Here is a 22,470-nt window from a genome sequence, read left to right on the forward strand (position 1 = left end):
CGGAAAGTAAGGAGCAGAATTATGCTACAAGGTATCCTCATCATCGTAGTCTTTTTGGTCATTGCGGCGCTGATGATGACCAAGAAGATCCCCACACTGTTAGCGCTGCCGCTGATGGCAGTCATCATCTGCATCATTGCAGGCGTGCCCGCCGTGGGCACCGACGCCGAAGGCAATGCCATCGGCTGGCTGCAGACGGTGGTGGAAAACGGCACTGTCCGTATGGGCAGCGCCATCATGGCCGTTATTTTCGGCGCATGGCTCGGCCAGTTGATGAACAAGACGGGCGTAACGGAAAACATCATTAAAAAGAGCGCTGAGCTGGGCGGTGACCGCCCGTTGGTCGTTACCCTCATCATGGTGGTGGCCGTGGCGATCCTGTTCACCACGCTGAGCGGCCTGGGCTCTATCATTATGGTTGGCTCCATCGTGCTGCCTATTCTGGTGTCGGTAGGCGTTCCGGCTATCAGCGCAGCGTGCATTTTCCTAATGGCATTCACCACGGGCCTCACGTTTAACATTGCCAACTGGAAGAGCTTTTCCAGTATTTTCGGACTGGAGATCGAACAGATCAAGAGTTTTGAGATCTATCTGCTGATTGCCACGCTCATCGCCACGCTGGTCTTGGTGTTTGTGGAATTCAAGAAAAACGGTGTGAAATTTGCCTTCTCCGCCCCCGTGAGCGATGTTCCGGAGACCCGCCAGCTCAAGGGTGTTGCCGGTACGCTGGCCATGCTCACTCCGCTGGTTCCCATCCTGCTGGTCGCTCTGCTTAAGGTGCCTGTTGTGCCGGCATTCGTCGCAGGCATCATTTGGGTGCTTGTGTTTACATCCAAGAGCTTTTCCAAGGCGATGAATCTGCTGGTCAAGACCTGCTATGACGGCATCACGGATGCAGGCCCGGCCGTTATCCTGATGATAGGCATCGGCATCCTGTACCTGGCTGTGACGCACAGCATGGTAAAGGAAGTGCTCAATCCGTTCCTGCTGGCAGTCATTCCGTCGAACCGCATTGCTTACATCATTTTCTTCAGCCTGTTGGCTCCGCTCTCTCTGTACCGCGGCCCGATGAACCTGTTCGGCCTCGGCTCCGGCATTGCGGCACTTGTCATCGGCCTGGGCACGCTGTCCCCGCTGGCCGTTATGGGCGCTTTCCTGGCGGCTGAACGCATCCAAGGCTGCGGCGACCCGACAAATACTCAGAACGTCTGGACGGCGAACTTTGCGGAAGTGGATGTAAACACCATCACCAAAAAGCTGCTGCCCTACCTGTGGGTCATCGCGGTCTTCGGTGTGGTGCTCAGCGCATTCCTTTATTTCTGATTTTTTATAAACTTTTATCCGCTGTGGACGGGGCGCGGACCGCGAAGCGGCGCTCCGTTTCACAGCCGGCCCAAGGGCAAAAGCGCAGATGCTTTCGCCCTTGGGCTGGCCGTGAAAGGCCCGGTAGAACAACGAACAGGAGAATGCATGATATGAAAGTGCGCATTGGCATCGATGTCGGCGGTACCTTTACCGACGCTGTCGCGATCAACAACGATACATATGAACTCATCGGCACCGTGAAGGTGCCGACCACCCACACGGCCAAAGAGGGCGTGGCCGCGGGCATCGTGGAGGTGCTGCATAAGGTGATGGAGGAAAACGGCATCCGCCCGGAGGATGTTACCTTCATTGCCCACGGTACCACACAGGCTACCAACGCTCTGCTGGAAGGCGACGTTGCAAACGTGGGTATCGTGACAATGGGGAGCGGCCTGCAGGGCGCGAAAAGCAGATCCGACACGGCGATGGGCAGCATTGAGCTGGCGGCAGGCAAGTTCCTGCCCAGCGAAAACGTCTATGTGGATACCGGCGCGGCACAGGACGTTGCGGCCGCAGTAAAAAGCGCGGTGCAGGAGCTGATTGGGCAGGGAGCGACCAGCATCGTTGCCGCCGAGGCATTCAGCGTGGATGACCCGGCGAATGAGAACGCTGCCGTGCATGTGTGCGCAGAACTGGGCGTACCGGGCACGGCGACCAACGATATCTCCAAGCTTTACGGCCTGAAAATCCGCACGCGCACGGCAGTAGTGAATGCCAGCATCATGCCGAAAATGCTGGAGGCCGCCACAATGACGGAACGCAGCATCCAGGGGGCGGGCATCAAAAGCCCGCTGATGGTGATGCGCTGCGACGGCGGTGTCATGACGGTGGAGGAGGTTCGCAACCGGCCCATCCTTACCATTCTTTCCGGCCCGGCCGCAGGCGTGGCGGGCGCTTTGATGTATGAAAAGCTCACCGACGGTATCTTTTTTGAAGTGGGCGGCACGTCCACGGACATCTCCTGCGTGAAGGACGGCAAGGTGATGATCCAATACGCCGAGGTGGGCGGACACAAAACCTATTTAAACAGTCTGGATGTTCGTACGGTAGGGATAGGCGGCGGCAGCATGGTGCAGCTCAGGGATGGAAAGGCTGTCGGCACCGGGCCGCGCAGCGCGCATATCGCTGATCTGGAGTACGAGGTCTATTCCAAGCCGGAAGACATCGTGGAACCGCGCCTCACAGGCGTGCGCCCCACTCCCACAGACCCGGAATACGCATGTATCCAATGCACAAATGGCGTGAAAGTGGCGCTCACCATGGCGGGCGCGGCGAACATTGCGGGCTATGTCCACCCGGATGATTATGCCTATGGCAGCCGGGAGGCTGCTGAAAAGGCCTGGAAGCCGTTGGCGGATAACATGGGATGCACTGTGGAGGAGGCGGCCAAAAGGGTGCTGGCCTTTGCGGCGGAGAAAAACGCCCGGGTAGCGTCACAGTTGATGAAAGATTATCAGATGGACCCGCGCAATACAGTGTTTGTTGGCGGCGGCGGCGGCGCGTCTACCGTCGTGCCGCACCTGGCGGAAACGATGGGGCATAAGCACCGCATCGCAAAAAACGCGCCCGTCATTTCCACCATCGGTGTGGCGCTGGCCATGGTGCGTGATATGGTGGAACGTACGGTGACAAATCCCACTGACGACGATATCATCAGCGTGCGCCGGGAGGCCGAATTGAAGGCCATCCAGAACGGCGCGGCTCCCGGCACCGTGGAGGTGAGCGTGGAGGTGGACACCCAGCGCAATATCATCCGCGCAATCGCCGTGGGTGCGACCGAGATGCGCAGCAAGGATATGATGAATCAGAAGCTGGGGAAAGATGCGTTGTTCGCCATTGTGGCGGAAAATCTGGGCGCGGACAAAGCTCAGCTTCGCATTGTTGCCGAGAACGGTCCCATGTTCGCGGTGCAGTACGACAAGGTCGAAAAGAAGCTGTTCGGCCTGCGTAAAAAAACGACGCATCCGCTGCGCCTCATCGACGAGGAGGGCGTCATACGCCTGCAGAAAAACAATGCATGGGTGCGGCAGTCCAGCGTAGCGGAATGGGAAAAGGATGCCGCATGGATGCTGGAAGAATTAACGGAATACAACGACGGCGGCGCAAACCTGCCCAACTTATATGTGGTGTTGGGCAAACGGGTGATAGACCTTTCCGGTCTCTCCAGCGATACACAGATATATAGCCTGGGCAATGTGGAGCTTGCCGGGTGCGGCGCGCAGGAGCCGCTGATCGTTGCCGCGACCAAGCGCGTTGATGCCTGAGCAGGGGCTGCCCGACAAAGGAGGATATGATGCCGGATTATACACTGCCGTTCCCGGGAAGGGAACTTGCGGACCAGGAGCTGACGTACGACGTCTGTTACGCAAAGATCCTTCCGCAGGACCGTGCCTCCATCGTGGAGCGGGCCTGGCGGAAAGGTGAACAGGCGGCGCGGGATATTTTTGTAAAATACGGCGGTGAAACGGATTTTTTCAAGATCGCCGCGGACAGCGGCCTCGTCTGCGAGTGTGTCGATAAGGATTATATATCTGGAAACCAGCGTTATTTCAGTGATTATATTTCGGGACAGAGCCGTATTCATCTGTATCTTGGCGCTATCCGCCTGTGGGCGCAGGAAAATGGTATGACACTGGAAACTGCGCAGAACGTTATCCTAAGCCATGAGTATTTTCACTTTCTGGAGTGGACGAAGCTGGGCTTGACAAGCAGGGAATATCAAGTTCCCATGCTGAAGCTGGGGCCTTTGAAGCTGGGAAAGACCGGTGTGCGCGCACTTTCGGAGATCGGCGCTCATGCCTTTGCCCGTACATATTATGAATTGACCGAAGAAAGGGAGCGGAAGGATGAAGCAACTGGAATTTGATGTGGCTGTGATCGGCGGAGGCCCGGCGGGAACCGTCGCAGCCATTGCCAGCGCGCGCAGGGGCGCAAAGACGATCCTTGTAGAGCAGAACGGATATCTGGGCGGTGCGCTGACGGCATGCGGCACCGGCCCGCAGATGACATACCACGCGGGAGACGTGCAGGTCGTGCGGGGCATCCCCCAGGAAATGGAAGAGGAAATGATCCGCCGGGGCTTTTCCACGGGGCATATCCCGGATGCCGTAGGTTTTTGTTCTTCCACTACGGCGTTTGATCCGGAGGGGATGAAAATCGTTTGGGAGGATATGGCGCGTGAAGCAGGTGTGACGCTGATGTATCACACGGTGTTCACGGGCTGTACTGTGGAGAATGGCGTGATCCGCACGGCCCGCCTCTACACCAAGGGCGGCTTTTATGAGCTTTCCGCCAAGGTGTTCGTGGATGCTTCGGCGGACGCGGACGTCGCCACAAGTGCCGGCGTAACGAGTGTTTACGGCCGCGAGGAGGACAATCTCGCCCAGCCGATGACAATGAATTTTCACGTTTACGGAGTGGACAGAGAAAAGGTTTGCGATTTTGTACTGAACAATCTGGACGACATGGCGCGTTATACGCCGCGCAACCTGCGTGAGCTGCGCCACTATGACATCTCCGGGGCGTTCAGCAGGATTCAGGCCGCAAAGGATGCGGGTGAATTTCATATCGACCGGGATACTGTGCTCTGTTTTGAAACGAACACTGACGGCGAATATGTGGTAAATATGACGCGCATCGCCAAGCACAGTGCTGTGGACCCGTTCGATTTGACGGAAGCGGAGATAGAAGGCCGTAAGCAGGTGCAGGAAACGCTGCGTTTTTTGAAAAAGTATATCCCGGGCTTTGAAAATTGTCATCTGGCATTTTCCGGGCCGAACATCGGCATTCGCGAAAGCCGTAAAGTGGATGGCGTTTACAAGCTGACGGCTGAAGATCTGACGGACAATGTGATGTTCCCGGATGCCATCGCCATGGGAGGCTATCCCATTGACGTGCATTCGCCGGACGGAGGAAACACCGTACACAAATTCCTCAAGCCGGGCAGCTGGTACTCTGTTCCTTACCGCAGCCTGGTCACGCCCGGCGTGGAGAACCTTATTGTGGCGGGCCGCTGCCTGAGCGCTACACACGTAGCGTGCTCAGCGGTGCGCGTCACTCCGGTGCTCATGGGGATCGCCCAGGCGGCGGGTACCGCTGCTGCACAGAGTGCGCACACGGACATGCCTGCAAATAAGCTGGATACAAACGCTCTGCGCGAGCAGCTTAAGGCGGACGGCGTTTTTTTGGAAGAGTATAAGCCTTGACGCCCCGCATTTTATTATTAACAACGATGAACAGCCGCACTGTGGAAAAGTTCCGCAGCGCGGCTGTTTTTTATTTGTGAAAAAAGCATCATCATAATTTTTTCAACCAAGCTTCGTAATCCACTGTACACGGCTTTCTGATAAAAGCCTGTATAATAGATTTTGAAAGAAATATACGGGAAGGTGCGTGCTTGTGGGATGAAGCATTGTCTGCCGCCCATTTACGGGCCGGATATTACCGCGGAAAATTGGGAACAGCGCCGTGTGCAGATCGTTCGTTTATTTGAAAAAAACGTCTTCGGCCGCACGCCACGGGATGGCTTCGAAATAAGAGCGGATCTGCTGTATGCAGCAGAAGCCCTGGAGGGCACCGCAAAACGTGAATTTTACAGGATCACGGTGCGTACAAAACGGGGCAGTGCGGCATTTCACATGGCTTTGGTGTTGCCGAATCCGCAAAAGCCTGTGCCGGCGGTTCTGATGATCAGCAATCATGAGAAAACTCCTGCGGCTGTGAAGGGCCCGGACATGTCCGCTTTGGAGGAACTGATGGCGCGCGCGCCGAAAGAATGGCGGACAGATGTGGAACGGATGATGGCCGCGTTCCAAAAGGGCGGGGCGTCCATGCCGCAGCTTCTGGATATTGAACGGGATACCGCGCAGGGATATTGGCCGGTGGAACAGATACTTGCATCCGGGCGGGCTGCTGCGGCGTTTTATGCCGGAGAGGTGCAGCCGGATGACCGCAGGCTGTTCCCAGCAGCACTTGCGAGGCTGTTTGCCGGGGAGGACACGGCCCGGGAGCCGGACGGGTTGGGAACGTTGGGCGTTTGGGCATTTGCGGCCAGCCGAGCGGCAGACGTTTTGTGTGCCCATGCAGGAATAGATGCCAAAAAAATTTCTCTGGCCGGGCACTCCCGCGGGGCGAAAACAGCGCTGTGGTGTGCTGCGCAGGATACGCGTATCCATAGCGTTTTGGTGAACGATTCGGGCTGCACAGGTGCTGCGGTGTCGCGCGGAAAACGCGGAGAGAATGTGGCCTCCATCAATGCGTTTTTTCCGCATTGGTTCTGTCCCAGCTACGCACGGTATGCCTGGCGGGAAGATGAAATGCCGTTTGACCAGCATATGCTGCTGGCTGCTGTTGCCCCGCGTCTTTGCTATGTGGCCAGCGGCGCGCAGGACGCGTGGAGCGATCCGGATGCGGAATGGCTCGGCGCAAGGGAGGCGAGTGCCGCATGGCGGTTGTTTGGGCATCCGGAGCTGCCGCGGAATGCGCCTTTGGCGGGCGAGCCAATCATTACAGAGGGGATCGGATATCACCGCCGGGAGGGCGGCCATGACCTGACTGCGTGGGACTGGATGCAGTTTTTGCTGTTTCTGGACAAAAACGACGCATAGCGATAGGATGTGAAACTACTTTTCACGAGAGACTGGGCCTTGGATGAGATATGCGCATGGATCAACACCGGCGCCGGATTCAAATGAACGAGAGTCCGGCTGATAAAAGGAGGAAAACATATGCTTGCAAAACCTGTTGTCGAAATCGCACCGCGCACCTGGCTCATCAGTGAATATAAACTGGTGAATATGTATTTGTTGGAGGGCGATGAAGCTGCGCTGCTCATCGACTGCGGTACCGGCATCGGAAATGCGGCCGAGACGGTTCGGGAACTTACCGATAAGCCTCTCACGGTTGCCATCACACACGGCCATTTTGACCATGACGGCGCAGCCGCACTGTTTCCGGAAATTCACCTGCATCCGATGGATATCAAGCTGTCGGAGGAGGGCTATGCCCGCGGTGAAGAAGCGCGCGCCTGGTATGCCAAAAGCCGCGGCCCTGTGCGCAACCCGGAGGCGACGGAGGAAGAACTTCTGGCGCTGGTGCAGAAAAACGGGCCTGTGAGGCGCATCCCTATGGAAGGCGGAACGGTTTTCGAGTTGGGAGGCCGCACAATAGAAGTCATCCATACGCCTGGCCATAGCTTGGGTTCCGTCTGTCTTTTGGACAGGGAAAACCGTCTGCTGTTCACGGGCGATATGTGCAACGACAGTCTGCTGCTGAACTGCGGAGATTCCAGCAGTACCGTGAAAGTGTATAACGAAAGTATGCGCAGACTGTGGGCGCGGGAAAAAGAATTTGATTTTATTTGCCTGGGGCATGACGCGCTGGACAAGGCGGATAAAACCATGATCACGGACTATATTGAAGCGACGGATCTCCTGCTGTCCGGACAGGCACACGGGGAAAAAGGGCGGAATGCACTGCATGGCGGAACAGGATACAAATACAAGCGCGTACTGATCTGGTATGAACCCGAACGCCTTGTATGATTAAAGGAGAGGATAACAACATGCTGGAACGGCCCGTTGTAAAAATAGCTCCGGATACTTATCTGGTCAGTGAATACAAACTCGTTAATATGTTTCTCGTGGTCGGAAAACACCGGGCCGCATTGATCGACACGGGCGGAGGTATCGGCCCGCTGCCGGAAGACATCGAAAGGCTTACAGGGCTTCCCCTCGTTGTTATTGCGACACACGGAGACCCGGACCATGTGGGCGGCGCGGGCCATTTCCCGCATGTGTATCTCCACCCTCTGGATTGGGAACACAGCCGCCGTTTCCCGCTGAACAATACGATGCGCAAATGGTTTGTGAAAACGCGGGCGCCGGTGCGCAACCCGGGCAACGAGAGGAAAATCGATGCGCTGGTGCCCCGGCAGGAGCTTCCGCAGCCCGAGTATTTGCCTTTGGCTGACGGTGATGTGTTCGATCTCGGCGGACGGAGGCTGGAGGTCATCCACACGCCGGGGCATTCGCCCGGTTCCATTTGTCTGTTGGACAAAGAAAACAGGCTTCTGTTTACCGGCGACACGGTCAACGTAAGCATGGCGCTCACCGGACATGATTTTCATGAGTACAACGCCAGCCTGCGCAGACTGTGGGCGCGCGAGAGCGAATTTGACTCTATCTGTATTGGACATGAGCTGCCCGCACTGCGGGAAAAACAGGCGATTGCACGATATATTTCCATGACGGACCGTCTGATGTCCGGAGAGGCTGCCGCGGTTTGTGCGCCCGACGCCATCCGTGTCGGTAAAGTGTTTCGCGAAAACGGCCTGGAGATATGGTGCGATTGTGAGGCGTAGCGGCTCCGGCGCTTGAAACTGAAGATAACACACATGGGTTCGGAAAATTTTCTCTTTTAAAACGGGCGAAAAACGGATACCATGAAACCACGGCAGCGCCGCTGGAGACGGCGCGGCGGATATCAACCAAAGGAGGAAGAAACATGAAAAAGGCAAAACGTATCCTTTCGGCAGTTGCTGCAGGTGTTATGGTGCTTTCGCTTAGCGCGTGCGGAGGAGGCTCCGGCAGCGCGTCCGGGTCCGCATCCGGGAGCGCTCCGGCAGCCGGTTCCACGCCGGCAGGAGCGGAAGGGAAAATCACGATTTCCTACTGGACCACAAACCGTCACGATCAGGCGTATATGACGCCGCTCATAGAAGAGTTCAATGCGACCAACGACAAAAATATCTACATTGATTTCCAGGTATATGCCGACAATTACAGCCAAATGCTGGATCTGGCGTTCAGCACAAACACAGCGCCGGATGTGTACCAGCTTGCAGGTACGGACCCGATCGAGGTCGTCGTCAAGGAGAAGGGGCAGCTTCTGGACCTTGCCCCTTACATGGATGACGAATACAGAACGCGTTTTGGCGAAGGCGCTTTTGTGGAAGGCATCAACGCGCTGGGGGACGGCATCTATTCGCTGCCGTACACGGCTTCTGCCGCGCGCCTGTTCTATAACCAGGACATCTTTGACCGTGTAGGCATAGACGGGCCACCTCAAACGCTGGATGAGCTGGTGGCGGACGCAAAGCTTGTTACAGAACAGCTTGGCAGTGAAGGGATTTACGGCATTGCGGGTAACTTCAAATCCGCGGCGAGCTCCGTGGCGCGTTCCATCGACATGATCGTGATGCGCAGCGGCGGCACCCGCGGTGGGTTTGACTACAAAACCGGTACTTATGACTTCTCCAGCTATAAGCCCGTCCTGGAGGCGTTCAAGGAAATGTTCGCCACCGGCGTTTCGTTCCCGGGCAGTGAATCTTTGGATATCGACCCGCTGCGCACGCAATTCGCAGCCGGAAATATCGCGATGTATATCTCCATCAGCCATGCGGAGCCGGGCGTATATGCCAGCCAGTTCCCGACGGATGCAAACTGGAACTGCGCTCAGCTCCCCACGGTGAACGGCAAGGTGGAAGGTAAGCAGCAGCTCTGGTTCGGCGGTTCGAACCTCGGCATCAATCCCGCGACGGAGCATCCGGATGAGGCGTGGGAAGTGATGAAGTTCCTGCACAGCGATGAGGTTATGGGACCGTATCATACAGCCGGGCTTGGCACCGTGATGATCCCCAGCGCCGTGGAAAGCGCCGAAGCGCCGGAATCCATTGAGAAGATGCCGAATCTGGCCATCAATGCCGATGACCAGAACTGGCCGCCGCTGCCTGCGGGCGTCGTGGTGGAAGGCAAGGATTATTACACCACCTGTGTGGAGTGCATTTTTGGTGTGACGGACATCGACAGTGCCATTGAAGACCTGAACACCCGCTACAACGCCGCTTACGACAAGCTGGTGGACGGTGGTGCGGAGCGCATCGTCTATCCCAATTTTGATCCGCTCAAGCAGGACACCGCCAAGTAAAATACAAACCCTAAGCGCCGAAAGAGAACCCTGCCCAAGGGCTCTCTTTTTGGCGTTTGGCGGGGCAAAATGGTATACTTGTATAAAAAAGCGGCGCAAAACCGCCCGGGCGGTTTTCTTGCTTTGCTGTGCAAAGCAAGAATGAACGGTATTTTGCGCTTCGTGCCGGGGGGATTGGAATGAAACGGCTGTTGTGTGCTTACCGCAACGCGAGCCTCAGGGTAAAGCTTTCGCTGCTGGTGACGGCGGTGCTTTTGACCGTGCTGATCGCGTGCCAGGTAGCGTTGTATTTCTATGTGGCTGAAAATGTGGAACGGCAGGCGCGCAGCGCGGCGGATGTGACGCTCACACAGGCGCAGACTTATATGGACGCAAAGCTGCGCAATGTAGTGGAGCGGCTGTTTTATATTCGGCTCGACCCGAGCTTTGAGGGCGCATTGACCGATTATCTGCTCAGCGATAAGCCGTCGGCGCAGGGCGTGGCGATGACGCTGCTTTCGCCGTGCCTCTCGCTGCACAAGGTAACGGAGCCTCTCATCAGTTCCATCTTTTTGTATACGCCCAAAAGCAGCTTCACGGATATGGGCGTCTCTACCGAGCAGGAATACCGCTTTGAGGCGTCTGTGCTGTGGCGCCAGGCTGAAGAAAGCGAAAGCTATGTTATTTGGGGTGAAGTGCAGAAAGATGAAATATTCATCACGCATCGCGAGGTGCTGCCTGTGATGTACCGTTTTTCCGTAGACGGTTACGGGGGCGATTGCGTGCTTCTGGCCAATATCGACAAAGCGCGTCTGACGGCGTATCTGCACGATATTGTACCCGACGACGGTTCGGATATGCTGCTGGTGGACGGCCGGGGCCGGTTGGTTACGCAGGCGGGAGGCGCGGCTGCCGCCGCGCTTGCGGAAGACTACGGGGCGCTGCATGCGGTGCTTGAAACCGAAGGTTTTACAGAAACCGCAGCGCAAGGGGGGAAGTATCTGACGGCTCACCGTGCGTTGGCAAACGCTCCTTGGCACGTGGTCTATCTTCAATCGGAAAAACATATTCTGGGCCAGCTGCAGAACATCCGCAATGTGTTTTTTGCCGTCAGTCTTGCTGTGGTGCTGGTGCTTCTCGTGGCGCTGACCCGTATCGTCCACAGCGTAACACAGCCGCTTTCGCGTCTGTCGCAGCGTATGCGCAGTGTGGACGTGAAAAACGACTGGCAGGGCTTTGAATATCCGTATCATAACGAGATCGGAACGCTGTCCCGCAGCTTTAACAGCATGCTGGCGCACATTCACATGCTTTTGGACGAACAGGAAACATACATCGCCCAATTACAGGACGAAAAAGAGCGTGTGCGTGTGGAGCAGCAGCTCAAGCGCCGCGCAGAGCTGAAGGCGCTGCAGGCGCAGATCAATCCTCATTTTTTGTACAACACGCTGGACTCCATTCGCTGGAAAGCTGAACGTGCGGGCGCGCAGGATATCAGCCGAATGACAACGGCATTGGCGACGCTGTTCCGTATCGGGCTGAGCCGCGGCAGAGAGATCATTTCCGTGGAGCAGGAAGCGCAGCATGTGGGCAGTTATCTGCAGATTCAGAAGCTGCGTTACGGCGGAAAGCTGAGTTATACGGTGGAGCTTTCGCCGGATATCCTGCAGCTTTATACCGTTAAGCTGATTTTGCAGCCGTTGGTGGAAAACGCGATTTATCACGGGATCAAAGAGAGCGAGGCGCCGGGGCTTATTGCCATATCCGGGCGGCGCAGCGGCAGTGTGATGGAGCTGCGCGTGACGGATAACGGCCCGGGGATACCGCCGGAACGGCTGGCCATGCTGCAGGCAGACCTTGCGCGCGGCCTTTCCGTCAGCGGGGAGGGGTACGGCATTTTCAACGTCAACGAACGTATCAGGCTGTATTTTGGCGCAGAGTACGGATTGATGCTGGAGAGCGAATATGGGCGCGGCACGGTGGCCGCCGTGCGATTGCCCTGTATCACACAGGATGAGGTGGAGCAATATGTATCGCTTACTGATAGCGGACGATGAGGAGAGCATCCGCGAGGGCGTGGCGGATTTTGTGCGGCAGAACTGCCCGGAATGGGATGTTGCAGCACTGGCGCGGGACGGACGCGAGGCGCTGGCGCTGGCGCGGGAGATTCTGCCCGATGCGGTGTTGACGGATATCACGATGCCCCACATGAACGGATTGGAGTTTTTGGAAAGCCTGTCTGATCTTCTGCCGGAGGCAAAGCTGCTGGTGCTGAGCGGGTATGACCAGTTTGAATACGCTGTGCAGGCTCTCCGTCTTGGGGTCAGCGATTACCTGCTGAAGCCGTTGGACACTGCAAAGCTCGTTTCCGCTTTGAGCCGTTTCGCAGCGGAACTGGACGCACAGGCTTTGCGCTGGGCCCAGATAGAAACGCTGCGGACCAACACGCAGAAAACCAACGAGCTGGAATTGCAGAGCTATTTCCGTGCTGCGTTGCTGGGAGAAGAGCTGCCTGCTCTCTCTGCGGCAAACGCCGTGTTTGCGCAAGAGGGGACAAGCTATTGCTGCGTACTGTGCGACGGCCTGGACGCACAGCGCGCTCTTTTAGAGCGGGTGCTGGAACAACGGCTCTATGGCGCGGTGCGTACTGTACTGCTCCGTCTCGGCACGCCGCCCCGGCAGGCGGTGGTGTTCTGTGCGCCCCGCACGGCACGCGCAGGGCTGTTTCTCACGCTGAGCCATGCGCTTACTTCCATTGCGGTATCCTGTAAACGCGCGCAGGCGTTGGATGTGCATTTTTTTGTCGGCTGTATTGCGGAAACGCCCGCCAAGCTGGAGCTTTCCTACCGCCAATCTACGCAGGCTCGCGCCTATGCGTTCCCGGAACAGGCGGCGCCCGTTACCACCTACGAGGATGTTTTGGCCGGAAAGCTTCTGCCGTGTCCGGAGCCGCCGGAGGAGCTCCTTCGTGACATCCCCGCCGCGGTACAGTGCGGCAGCCGGGCTGCTTTTGTCCAAAATTGCGAAGCGCTGTTCGCATGGTTTGTGGAGCGGGAGATCCGCGATGCGACATTCATTCGCATGTGCGTGCTGCGCTTATGCTATTCCATTCTGAAAAAACCAGCTTCCGATATGCCGATGAGCTATTACGAATTCACAAATTTTCAGCAGGAGATCATGGCGGCGGCGAGCATGGAGGAGCTGAGAGCCTGCTTCGAGAACTTCGTATCGCTGTACTGGCTGCGCCGCCAGGGAGAAAAACCGCCCCGGCGCATACTGACGGAGCGGGTGAGCGAGGTGGTGCAGGCGCATATCTCAGACATTGATTTTTCTCTGGATGACGTGGCTGCGGCACTGTTTATCAGCCCCAATTATCTGCGGCAGCTGTTCAAGCAGGAGACTGGGCAGACGTTTACGGAATTCCTGACAGCGCAGCGTATGCAGCACGCACACATGCTGCTTGGCAATCCGCAGACGAAGGTGTGCGATGTTGCCGAACAGGCGGGCTACGCGGATTCACGATATTTTTCCGTATGTTTTAAAAAATTCTACCATATGACGCCCAGTGAATATCAAGCTGCCGCCCTGGCGGGAAAGGCTTGATATTCGTTGAATTTTAGACATATCTTCCGATGATTTTCCTCCCTCGCATACTTGGGCCGGCGGTATAATTGAGGTACCAATTACGGCAAGGGGAGTGACGGCATGTCGAAGAAAGGGAAAAAGGTCTGGGAGCGCGTCTATAACGAGCGCACCTCGTATCTGATGCTGCTGCCGAACATCATCATGTTCGCAGTGTTCACGGTGTATCCCATCCTGTGGGCGCTGCGGTATATGCTGTTCGACTATCGCGGCTACGGCGAGGCGAAGTTTGTTGGAATGGACAATTTTGTGCGTGTTTTTACGAGGGACCCTGTGTTTTGGGATTCTGTGGTAAACACCTTCGTCTATGTGGGGGGCAAACTCATTCTTACGCTGCCCATCGCGTTCATGCTGGCATTTCTGCTCAGTAAAAGCACACGCATCAACGCCGTGAGCCAGTCCATTATTTTTACGCCAACCATTATGTCCAGCGCAGTGATGGCTCTTATCTTCTATCTGCTGTTCAATACATACAACGGCGAGATCAACCGTTTTCTGATGTGGCTTGGCGTCATCGATGAAAATATAAACTGGCTGGGGGTGCAGCATGCGATGCTCACAGTCATCATCCTGGCTGTTTGGGGTGGTGTGGGCAACTACATGGTGTATTTTATCGCAGGCCTGACGGGGATCTCTACGGATGTATATGAAAGCGCAAAGCTGGACGGTGCAAACGGTGCACAGACTTTGTTCCGCATCACGATACCGCTCCTGGCACCGGTTCTGAAGATGATCTTGATGCTGGCACTGGTGATTTCCTTTATGGATATGCAGAGCATCATGGTGCTGACCGAGGGCGGTCCAATGGGCAAAACAAATGTCATGTTCCTTTATATCTACCAGCTCTTCTTCCCGATTTCCGCAGGCTCTACGGTCACCCAGGAATTTGGATACGGCGCGGCTGTCAGCCTGGTGGCGGCTTGCATCATCGGTTTGATCACCGGTCTGTATCTCTTTATCGGCAGTAAGCTGGACAAAGTAACGGGCGAATAAGGAGGGACCGCTATGGAAAAAACACACCGTTTGCGCTGGGCAGAGATGCGCCCCAGCGAACGCCGCGATGCGGCGGTATCTTTCATCGGGCAGGTGCTCAAATGGGCTTTTGTGGGCGCAATGTGCATTTTTACGCTGTATCCTGTTATTTACACTCTGTTGGGCTCTTTCAAAACAAATGCCGAGCTTACGCTGGGCGGCGGTATCTTGCCGGAAAAATGGCAGATTGAAAACTATATCTACGCATTCCAGAAGCTGGAGTTCGGTAAATATACGCTAAACAGTGTTGTGCTGGCCCTGCTGACCGTGTTGTTCACAGTTACGACTGCTTCGATGGCTGCATATATCATTGCCCGCAGAGAGTTCCCGGGCAAAAAACTGCTCACCACAAGTTATCTGCTCAGCATGTTCATCTCCGTGGGTTCTGTGGCGCTGTATCCGCTGTACGGCCTTCTGCATGCCGTCGGACTCACCAGTAATATGGTGGGGCTGGCATTGCTGCTCACGGGCGGGCAGGCGGCGAATATCTTCATGGTTTCAGGCTTTGTGCGCAGTGTTCCCAAGGAACTGGATGAAGCTGCGACCATAGACGGCGCAGGTACGTTCCGCATTTTCTGGCAGATCATTGTTCCTGCGATCAAACCCATCCTCGGCGTCATCGCGCTGTTTGCATTCCGCACCGCATGGAACGAATTTGTGACGGCACAGGTTTTCACGATGTCAAACCCGGGCTTGAAAACATTGAGCGTGGCTGTGGCAAATCTGCGTTATTCTGCCAACGCCGCGGCAGAATGGCACATTATGACGGCCGGCGCTTCCATCGCCCTGATCCCTATTTTGATCGTATACCTGCTGGCGAACCGTCAGTTCATCACTGGTTTGACAGCGGGAGCGGTCAAAGGATAAGGCAGCGGCTCCTGTTATCTTAAAATGTATCCCGGCCGTTTGTACTTCGGCCGGGATTTTTTGACGGCATAGCAGGCGGCTTGCTCTGTGCCGAAAGGTGTTATATAATGTAAATATATAGGAAAAATGGCCGCATCTGTGATGCGGCCAAATGTATGGAGGATTGGGAATTGAACCGAGTTGCTTCATTGCTTTTTAATGCGCGGCGCATTTTAAAGCGCACACAGCTGGAGGGACCCCTGCCGGACGACGGAGACCTGCTGAGGCGGGCGTTCCGCGTCGCATGGCCTTCCACGCTGGAATCCTTTCTGGTGGCGCTTGTCAGCGTGGTGGATACCATTATGGTATCGTCACTGGGAGCCGCGGCCATTGCGGCCATCGGTCTGACCGGGCAGCCGAAATTCATTTGTCTGGCGGTTTTCCTTTCTGTGAATGTGGCGGTCAGTGCCATTGTAGCACGGCGCAAGGGGGAAGGAGACCGCGAAGGCGCAAATCGTGTTCTGGTACAGGCAATTTTGATCACAGTGGTGCTTACTGTCGTTATCACCGCTCTAGCGCTCATTTTTGCAGAGCCGGTGCTTCGGCTCGCGGGAACCAACGAGGACACGCACGAGCTTGCCACGGGTTATTTTCGCATCATTGTGGGCTGCCAGTTTTTCAACGTGCTGAATATGGTCATCAATGCGGCTCAGCGCGGCGTCGGCAACACAAAAATTGCGATGCGTACCAATATTGTTTCAAATCTTGTGAATATTGTGTTCAACTACCTGCTTATCGGCGGAAACTTCGGCTTCCCGGCACTGGGGGTAAACGGCGCTGCCATCGCAACAGTGCTGGGTACTGTCGTAGCCAGCGGAATGGCTTTGCGCTCGGTAATGCATCCCGACAGCTTCCTCTGCTTATTTTACAATAAAAGGCCGGTGGGCTTTGACCGCAAGACACTCGGCTCCATCGCCAACATTGGTTCCGCCACCCTGGCGGAACAGCTGTTCCTGCGTTTTGGCTTCCTGATGTACACGATGGTCGTGGCGCGCCTGGGAACGAACGCATTTGCCGCCCATCAGATCGGCATGAATATTATTACCATTTCCTTTGCGTTTGGCGACGGCCTTTCTGTTGCGTCGGTGTCACTTGTCGGGCAGAGCCTGGGAGAAAAGCGTCCGGACCTGGCCAAGGTGTACGGCGGCTTTTGCCAGCGGCTGGGCTTTTTGTGCTCGGCAGCGGTGGCGTTTGTGTATGTTGTATTTGGCCGCGATGTGTTCCGCCTTTTTTCAGCAGATCCGGAGATCCTCGATTACGGCGCCATGATCATGGATTTCGTCGCGGTCATCGTGTTCCTGCAGATATCTCAGGTGATTTACAGCGGGTGCCTGCGCGGCGGCGGCGATACGCGTTTCGTGGCGCTGGTTTCTCTTATCAGTGTGGCGTGTATCCGTCCGCTGTCCGGCTGGCTGTTTGTTTATCCGCTGGGCATGGGGCTGTTCGGTGCATGGCTCGGCTTGGCCATCGATCAGCTTCTGCGCCTGTTGCTCACAATGTGGCGCTTCAAACATGACAAGTGGCTCAAAATCAAAATTTGACCCATTCATGGCGGCGTTTCTGCACGGGAGCGCCGCCTTTTTGGTTGCGGATGATACATATTTCCCATATCAAAAAAGGGATAAATGTAGTATAATAACCCCGAAGCCGCAGAGCGATGTTCAGAGGGGCGGGCAAATGGCGGCAGCGCATATGTAAAACATAATGTGGAGGGGTTCCATGAATGTATTTGATATTGTCGGGCCTGTGATGATCGGGCCGTCCAGCTCACATACCGCGGGCGCGGCGCGTATTGGGCTCATCGCACGGGCGCTTTTGGGTGCTCCGGCCGTGACGGCGGACATTCGTTTGCACGGCAGTTTTGCCAAGACATACCGGGGCCACGGGACGGATAAGGCGCTTGTCGCGGGGATACTGGGCATGAAGCCCGATGACGCGCGCCTGCGCGACAGTTTGACGCTTGCGCAGAAAGCCGGGCTGGCCATCACCATCATGCCGGCTGCTTTGGAAAATGCACACCCCAATACCGCGCTTATCACTTTGACGGATGCGCAGGGACATACGGTGAGCGTGCAGGGAGCTTCAGTGGGCGGAGGAAATATTCTTGTCACACGCGTAAACGGCATGGCTGTGGAGATCACCGGTCAGTATACGACGCTGATCGTACTGCACCGTGATGCGCCAGGAACGATTGCCGCCGTTACGGAGGAAATGAGCCGGCGCGGCGTCAATATCTGTAATTTCCGCCTTTCCCGCGCACAAAAAGGAGGAACAGCGGTCATGACCATCGAGGTGGACGGCGCGCTGGAGCCTGATGTGAATTCCTGTGTGGAAAAACTTCCGAATGTATTGTCGTCCACGATGCTTGCACCGATGTAACGGGGGAGAATGAGAATGGATTTAAGATATGATTCAATCGCCGCATTGATCGAAGCAGCGAAACAAAGCGGGAGGAAGCTCTCTGAGCTGGTGCTGGAGCAGCAGGCGGTACAAATGGAACAGAGCGCGGACGAATTGTATGAAATCATGCGCAAAAGCTACGCGGTAATGGCGGCATCCGTGGAGGAGGGGAAAGCGCCCGGCGTACGTTCGGCCAGCGGCCTTTCGGGCGGAGACGCTTACCGTATGGCACGTGCAGAGCGGGAAGGGAACGTGCTGTGCGGCGGGGTGTTCTCCGGCGCGCTCACCCGCGCGCTTGCAGTCAGCGAATGGAACGCGGCAATGGGCCGTATCGTTGCGGCGCCCACGGCAGGCTCCTGCGGAATTCTGCCGGCCGCCGTGCTCACGTTGCAGGCAGAGCGTAAGCTGCCGGAGCGCGCTTGCGTGATGTCACTGTTCACGGCGTCAGCGGTTGGTATGGTGATTGCAAACAATGCGTGCATTGCGGGCGCGCAGGGCGGCTGTCAGGCCGAGTGCGGCAGTGCCGCAGCCATGGCTGCGGCGGCTCTTGTGGAATTGTGCGGCGGCACGCCGGATATGCTGGGTGACGCGGTGTCCATCTCTCTGGGCAATGTATTGGGTCTTGTGTGTGACCCTGTGGCCGGTCTTGTGGAAATTCCCTGCATCCACCGCAATGCGGCAGGCGTGGCGGGCGCTCTTGTTGCGGCGCAGCTCGCGCTGGCTGGCATTCGCAGCCCTATCCCCGCCGATGAAGCGATCCTCGCGATGAAGCGCGTAGGCGACGCGATGCCCACGGCATTGAAGGAAACAGCAGAAGGAGGCCTCGCGGCGACGCCGGCAGGCAAGCGGCTGTACGAACAGGTGTTCGGCAAAAATGAAGAGGGCGATGCCTCTCCTGCATGCCCTCAGGGGTGCAGCGCCTGCAGGATGTAACGCAAATCTGCAAATCAAAAAGATACGAATCAATAAGAAAAAGCTCTCCGAAACAGCCCAATTGACTGTTCCGGGGAGCTTTTTTGTGGAAATGGAATTTATGCGCATTCAAGATGGATTCCGCGCTAAAAGCCAAATGCAAGATGTTCTTATTTGCGAAAACGGAGTGGCGGTATACAGGCAGTGCGGCTCCTTGCCGGAGAATGTCCTGTTTGCCGAGCGATAGGGACGGGCTGCTGATGCATAAGTATTACCGGGGCGATCTATATGAAACGGCCAATATTTATTGTAACAGAATCCTTTCAGGCGAAAACAGAGGCTGAAAGGAAGACATCCGTTCAGCAGAAAATGGAGCAATACTTACAATCCCGTACAGAAAATTCTTCCTGTGTGTGACGGCTGTTTTGAAAACGATGTGGCCGTATTGCCGTTGCAGCAGAACACTGTGCAGGAGGTAGTGCCATGACGGCGGCGATTTATTGCAGGCTGAGCCGGGAGGATGAGGAGAAGCAATCGGAGTCCGAGAGCATCCAAAACCAGAAATCCATGCTCATCAAGTACGCGCTGGACAAGGGCTGGGACATTTACAATATTTATTGTGATGAAGATTACTCCGGCATTGACCGGGAGCGCCCGGCCTTTCGACAGCTTATCGCGGATGCAGAGGCGCGGCGGTTCGACATTGTGCTGGTGAAAACACAGTCGCGCTTTACGCGCGACATGGAATTGGTCGAAAAATACATCCACGGCTTATTCGCGGAGTGGGGCATTCGTTTTGTCGCTACGGTCGACAACGTGGACACGGACATCAAGGGCAACAAAAAAGCGCGGCAGATCAACGGCCTTGTCAACGAGTGGTATCTGGAAGACTTATCGGAAAATATCCGTACTGTGTTCGACTACAAGCGCCGGGCGGGACAATACATCGGAGGGTTCCCGCTTTACGGCTACCGGAAAGACCCGGCGGATAAAAATAAGCTGATCGTGGAGCCGCAGGCGGCCGCCGTGGTGCGGCGCATCTACGCGCTGTATCTGGCGGGGCATGGCACACAGAGCATCGCGGCCATTCTGAACCGGGACGGCGTGCCGAACCCGACGAGGCACAAGCAGGCGATGGGCTATCCGTACCGTAACGGCGCAGCGCACAACGACCATGGGCTGTGGAACCGCACGACAGTAAGCCGTATCCTGCGGGATCAGATGTATACGGGAGACCTTGTACAGGGGCGCACAAAAAAAATCAGCTATAAATCCAAAAAGATGGCTTCTGTACCGCAGCGCGATTGGATCATTGTGCCAGATTCCCATGAGCCGGTCATCAGCCGCAGAACGTTCGAGCGCGTACAGGAAATGCTGCATGCGCGCACACGCTCCACGGGGCTGGGAGAGGTGCATCCACTGGCGGGGAAAGTCCATTGTATGCAGTGCGGCAGCGCGATGCAGCGCTACAGCAACGGCCGGGCTGCCGGCAAATATTCTTATCTCAGGTGCAAGCTGTATGCGACGCACAAGCCTCTGTGTACAAATCATAACATCCGCCTGGACTGGTTGGAGGAGGAGGTGCTGCGCCGGCTGCAATGTCATATAAATCGCTATTTCGATCCGCAGCAGGCGGATGTATGCGCTATGGAAGATCTTGCACAGAGCGACCGGAAACGCCGTACAAAGGAACAATTGCGCCTGAAGATGGAGCTTGAGCAGCGGGTCAAGGCATTGCACGACCTGTATTTGGACAAATCCCGTGGCATTCTGGAAGAAGAACAGTTTCTGGAACTGAACCGGGTTTACCTTGCGGACAAAAAAGAATTGATACACAGGCTCGAAGCATTGGCTCTTGAGGAAAAAGAGGAACAAAAAGCGCCGGGAGGCAGGACGAAACTGGAGACTTACTTACAGGAGATTACGGAAGCATCCGCTCTGACAAGGGAACTGGCGGCTCTTTTTATTCAAGATGTTCAGATAGGAGAAAGAGATGGTAAAACAGGTGCGCAGGAAATAAAAATCGACTGGCTGATTTGAGAAAAAATTCGTGGATGCCGTGGAGATTGTGGCATATTCCGTATTTTATTTGTATCTGCCGTTCCGCCGTTCCGCACAAAAGCTGGGTACTAGGAATTTTTGCTGGATTTTGTTATTATATAGAAGAGCTTTTCTATTGCAGTTCCTGAGCATGAGACAGGGAGAGGTGATTTTTGTGGCGAACCGCATAAGCGGATTTTTCAAGCGGTGCTTTCCCGTATCCGCAGGAGACTGCTTGAAAACGCTGTTCGGTCTGTTTCTGGCGACAGCGTCGTGCATCATTTTGCGGGAACTTAACCCGGGAGATGATTACATGGCGGCTGTACAGGTCATTTATGTGTTGGCGGCGTTCATGATTGCAAGGTTTACCCAGGGCTTTTTGTACGGAACCTTTGCCGCAGTCGCGGGCGTGCTGCTTACCAACTTTATTTTCACCTATCCGTACTGGGCGTTCAATTTCACGCTGCCCGGTTATCCTGTAACGATTTTGTGTGCGCTCATTGTCTCCGTCACAACAAGCACGATGACGGCCCGCATCAAGGAACAGGGACAGCTTCAGCTTGAAGCAGAGCGCGAAAAGATGCGCAGCAATCTGCTGCGAGCCGTGTCGCATGACCTGCGCACGCCGCTTACTTCCATTCTGGGGGCAAGTTCTGCGATTTTGGAAAATGACAGTGTGCTCACAGCAAAAGAACGCCTTACTTTGCTGGGAGAGATACACGAAGATGCCGAATGGCTCGTGGGTATGGTTGAAAATCTGCTTACGGTTACGCGTGTAGACGGGGCGGTGGGAGCGAATTTGAATAAAGTACCGGAGGCGGCTGAGGAAGTTGTTGCAGAAGCTGTTTCAAAATTTCGAAAACGTTTCCCGGAACGCGTGATCTCGGCTTCTGTGCCGGACGATTTGCTGATGGTGCCCATGGATGCGATGCTCATCAAGCAGGTGATCATAAATCTGCTGGAAAACGTGGCTTTTCATACTCCGCCGGATACAAGAGCAAGGCTTACCGTGTCACGGCAGGGGAAAAACGCACAATTTTGCGTTAGTGACAACGGCGCGGGCATTTCTCCGGAACGGCTTGCGCATATTTTTGACGGCATGTTTCAAAGGGACAGAGAGGACCATGCGGACGCCCACCACAGCATGGGAATCGGCCTTTCGGTCTGCAACAGTATTGTAAAAGCGCACGGCGGAACCATGGAGGCGCGCAACGTGCCTGGAGGCGGCGCGGAGTTTACATTTCGGCTTCCGCTGGAGGAGGAATAAAA

Annotated in this window: 17 protein-coding genes; all 17 read left to right on the top strand. The window is 55.8% G+C overall.

The window, feature by feature from the left end; genetic code table 11:
- Positions 1-21: 21 nt before the first annotated feature.
- Positions 22-1,323, top strand: coding sequence for a C4-dicarboxylate ABC transporter (locus TQ39_RS00355; protein ID WP_009325652.1), 1,302 nt, complete (start codon positions 22-24; stop codon positions 1,321-1,323).
- A 152-nt stretch (positions 1,324-1,475) separates the two neighbouring features.
- On the top strand, positions 1,476-3,629 hold the full coding sequence (locus TQ39_RS00360; RefSeq protein WP_050004158.1) for a hydantoinase/oxoprolinase family protein: 2,154 nt from the start codon (positions 1,476-1,478) through the stop codon (positions 3,627-3,629).
- A gap of 26 nt (positions 3,630-3,655) precedes the next feature.
- Complete coding sequence (locus TQ39_RS00365; protein WP_242853434.1) at positions 3,656-4,231, top strand: hypothetical protein; 576 nt, start codon at positions 3,656-3,658, stop codon at positions 4,229-4,231.
- Complete coding sequence (locus tag TQ39_RS00370; RefSeq protein ID WP_009325655.1) at positions 4,212-5,570, top strand: FAD-dependent oxidoreductase; 1,359 nt, start codon at positions 4,212-4,214, stop codon at positions 5,568-5,570. Before TQ39_RS00365 ends, TQ39_RS00370 begins: the two co-directional genes overlap by 20 nt.
- A gap of 198 nt (positions 5,571-5,768) precedes the next feature.
- Positions 5,769-6,971: an alpha/beta hydrolase family protein gene (locus TQ39_RS00375; RefSeq protein WP_050004160.1), complete on the top strand. Its 1,203-nt coding sequence runs from the start codon at positions 5,769-5,771 to the stop codon at positions 6,969-6,971.
- A gap of 120 nt (positions 6,972-7,091) precedes the next feature.
- Positions 7,092-7,907, top strand: a complete 816-nt coding sequence (locus tag TQ39_RS00380) for an MBL fold metallo-hydrolase (RefSeq protein WP_050004161.1) — start codon at positions 7,092-7,094, stop codon at positions 7,905-7,907.
- Between the two features lie 20 nt (positions 7,908-7,927).
- A complete protein-coding gene (locus TQ39_RS00385; RefSeq protein WP_050004162.1) occupies positions 7,928-8,725 on the top strand; it encodes an MBL fold metallo-hydrolase in 798 nt (265 codons plus the stop codon).
- Between the two features lie 143 nt (positions 8,726-8,868).
- Positions 8,869-10,290: an ABC transporter substrate-binding protein gene (locus TQ39_RS00390; protein WP_050004163.1), complete on the top strand. Its 1,422-nt coding sequence runs from the start codon at positions 8,869-8,871 to the stop codon at positions 10,288-10,290.
- A 179-nt stretch (positions 10,291-10,469) separates the two neighbouring features.
- Positions 10,470-12,326 (top strand): sensor histidine kinase, encoded by a 1,857-nt coding sequence (locus TQ39_RS00395; RefSeq protein WP_009325660.1) that lies wholly within the window; start codon positions 10,470-10,472, stop codon positions 12,324-12,326.
- Positions 12,298-13,872 carry a response regulator transcription factor gene (locus TQ39_RS00400; protein ID WP_050004164.1) on the top strand — a complete coding sequence of 525 codons (1,575 nt, stop codon included), beginning with the start codon at positions 12,298-12,300 and terminating at the stop codon, positions 13,870-13,872. The genes TQ39_RS00395 and TQ39_RS00400 overlap by 29 nt, the downstream gene beginning before the upstream one ends.
- A gap of 102 nt (positions 13,873-13,974) precedes the next feature.
- Positions 13,975-14,904: a carbohydrate ABC transporter permease gene (locus tag TQ39_RS00405; RefSeq protein WP_050004165.1), complete on the top strand. Its 930-nt coding sequence runs from the start codon at positions 13,975-13,977 to the stop codon at positions 14,902-14,904.
- A gap of 12 nt (positions 14,905-14,916) precedes the next feature.
- Positions 14,917-15,810 (top strand): carbohydrate ABC transporter permease, encoded by an 894-nt coding sequence (locus TQ39_RS00410; RefSeq protein ID WP_009325663.1) that lies wholly within the window; start codon positions 14,917-14,919, stop codon positions 15,808-15,810.
- A 170-nt stretch (positions 15,811-15,980) separates the two neighbouring features.
- A complete protein-coding gene (locus TQ39_RS00415; RefSeq protein WP_009325664.1) occupies positions 15,981-17,390 on the top strand; it encodes an MATE family efflux transporter in 1,410 nt (469 codons plus the stop codon).
- A gap of 178 nt (positions 17,391-17,568) precedes the next feature.
- Positions 17,569-18,228 carry an L-serine ammonia-lyase, iron-sulfur-dependent subunit beta gene (gene sdaAB / locus TQ39_RS00420; protein ID WP_009325665.1) on the top strand — a complete coding sequence of 220 codons (660 nt, stop codon included), beginning with the start codon at positions 17,569-17,571 and terminating at the stop codon, positions 18,226-18,228.
- Between the two features lie 9 nt (positions 18,229-18,237).
- Entirely contained in the window at positions 18,238-19,182 is a 945-nt protein-coding gene (gene sdaAA, locus TQ39_RS00425) for an L-serine ammonia-lyase, iron-sulfur-dependent, subunit alpha (RefSeq protein ID WP_050004166.1), read from the top strand.
- A 462-nt stretch (positions 19,183-19,644) separates the two neighbouring features.
- Entirely contained in the window at positions 19,645-21,201 is a 1,557-nt protein-coding gene (locus TQ39_RS00435) for a recombinase family protein (protein ID WP_082052059.1), read from the top strand.
- 175 nt (positions 21,202-21,376) lie between these two features.
- Positions 21,377-22,468 (top strand): sensor histidine kinase, encoded by a 1,092-nt coding sequence (locus TQ39_RS00440; protein ID WP_242853435.1) that lies wholly within the window; start codon positions 21,377-21,379, stop codon positions 22,466-22,468.
- Positions 22,469-22,470: the final 2 nt, after the last annotated feature.

Source organism: Ruthenibacterium lactatiformans, from assembly GCF_000949455.1.
GTDB lineage: Bacteria > Bacillota > Clostridia > Oscillospirales > Ruminococcaceae > Ruthenibacterium > Ruthenibacterium lactatiformans.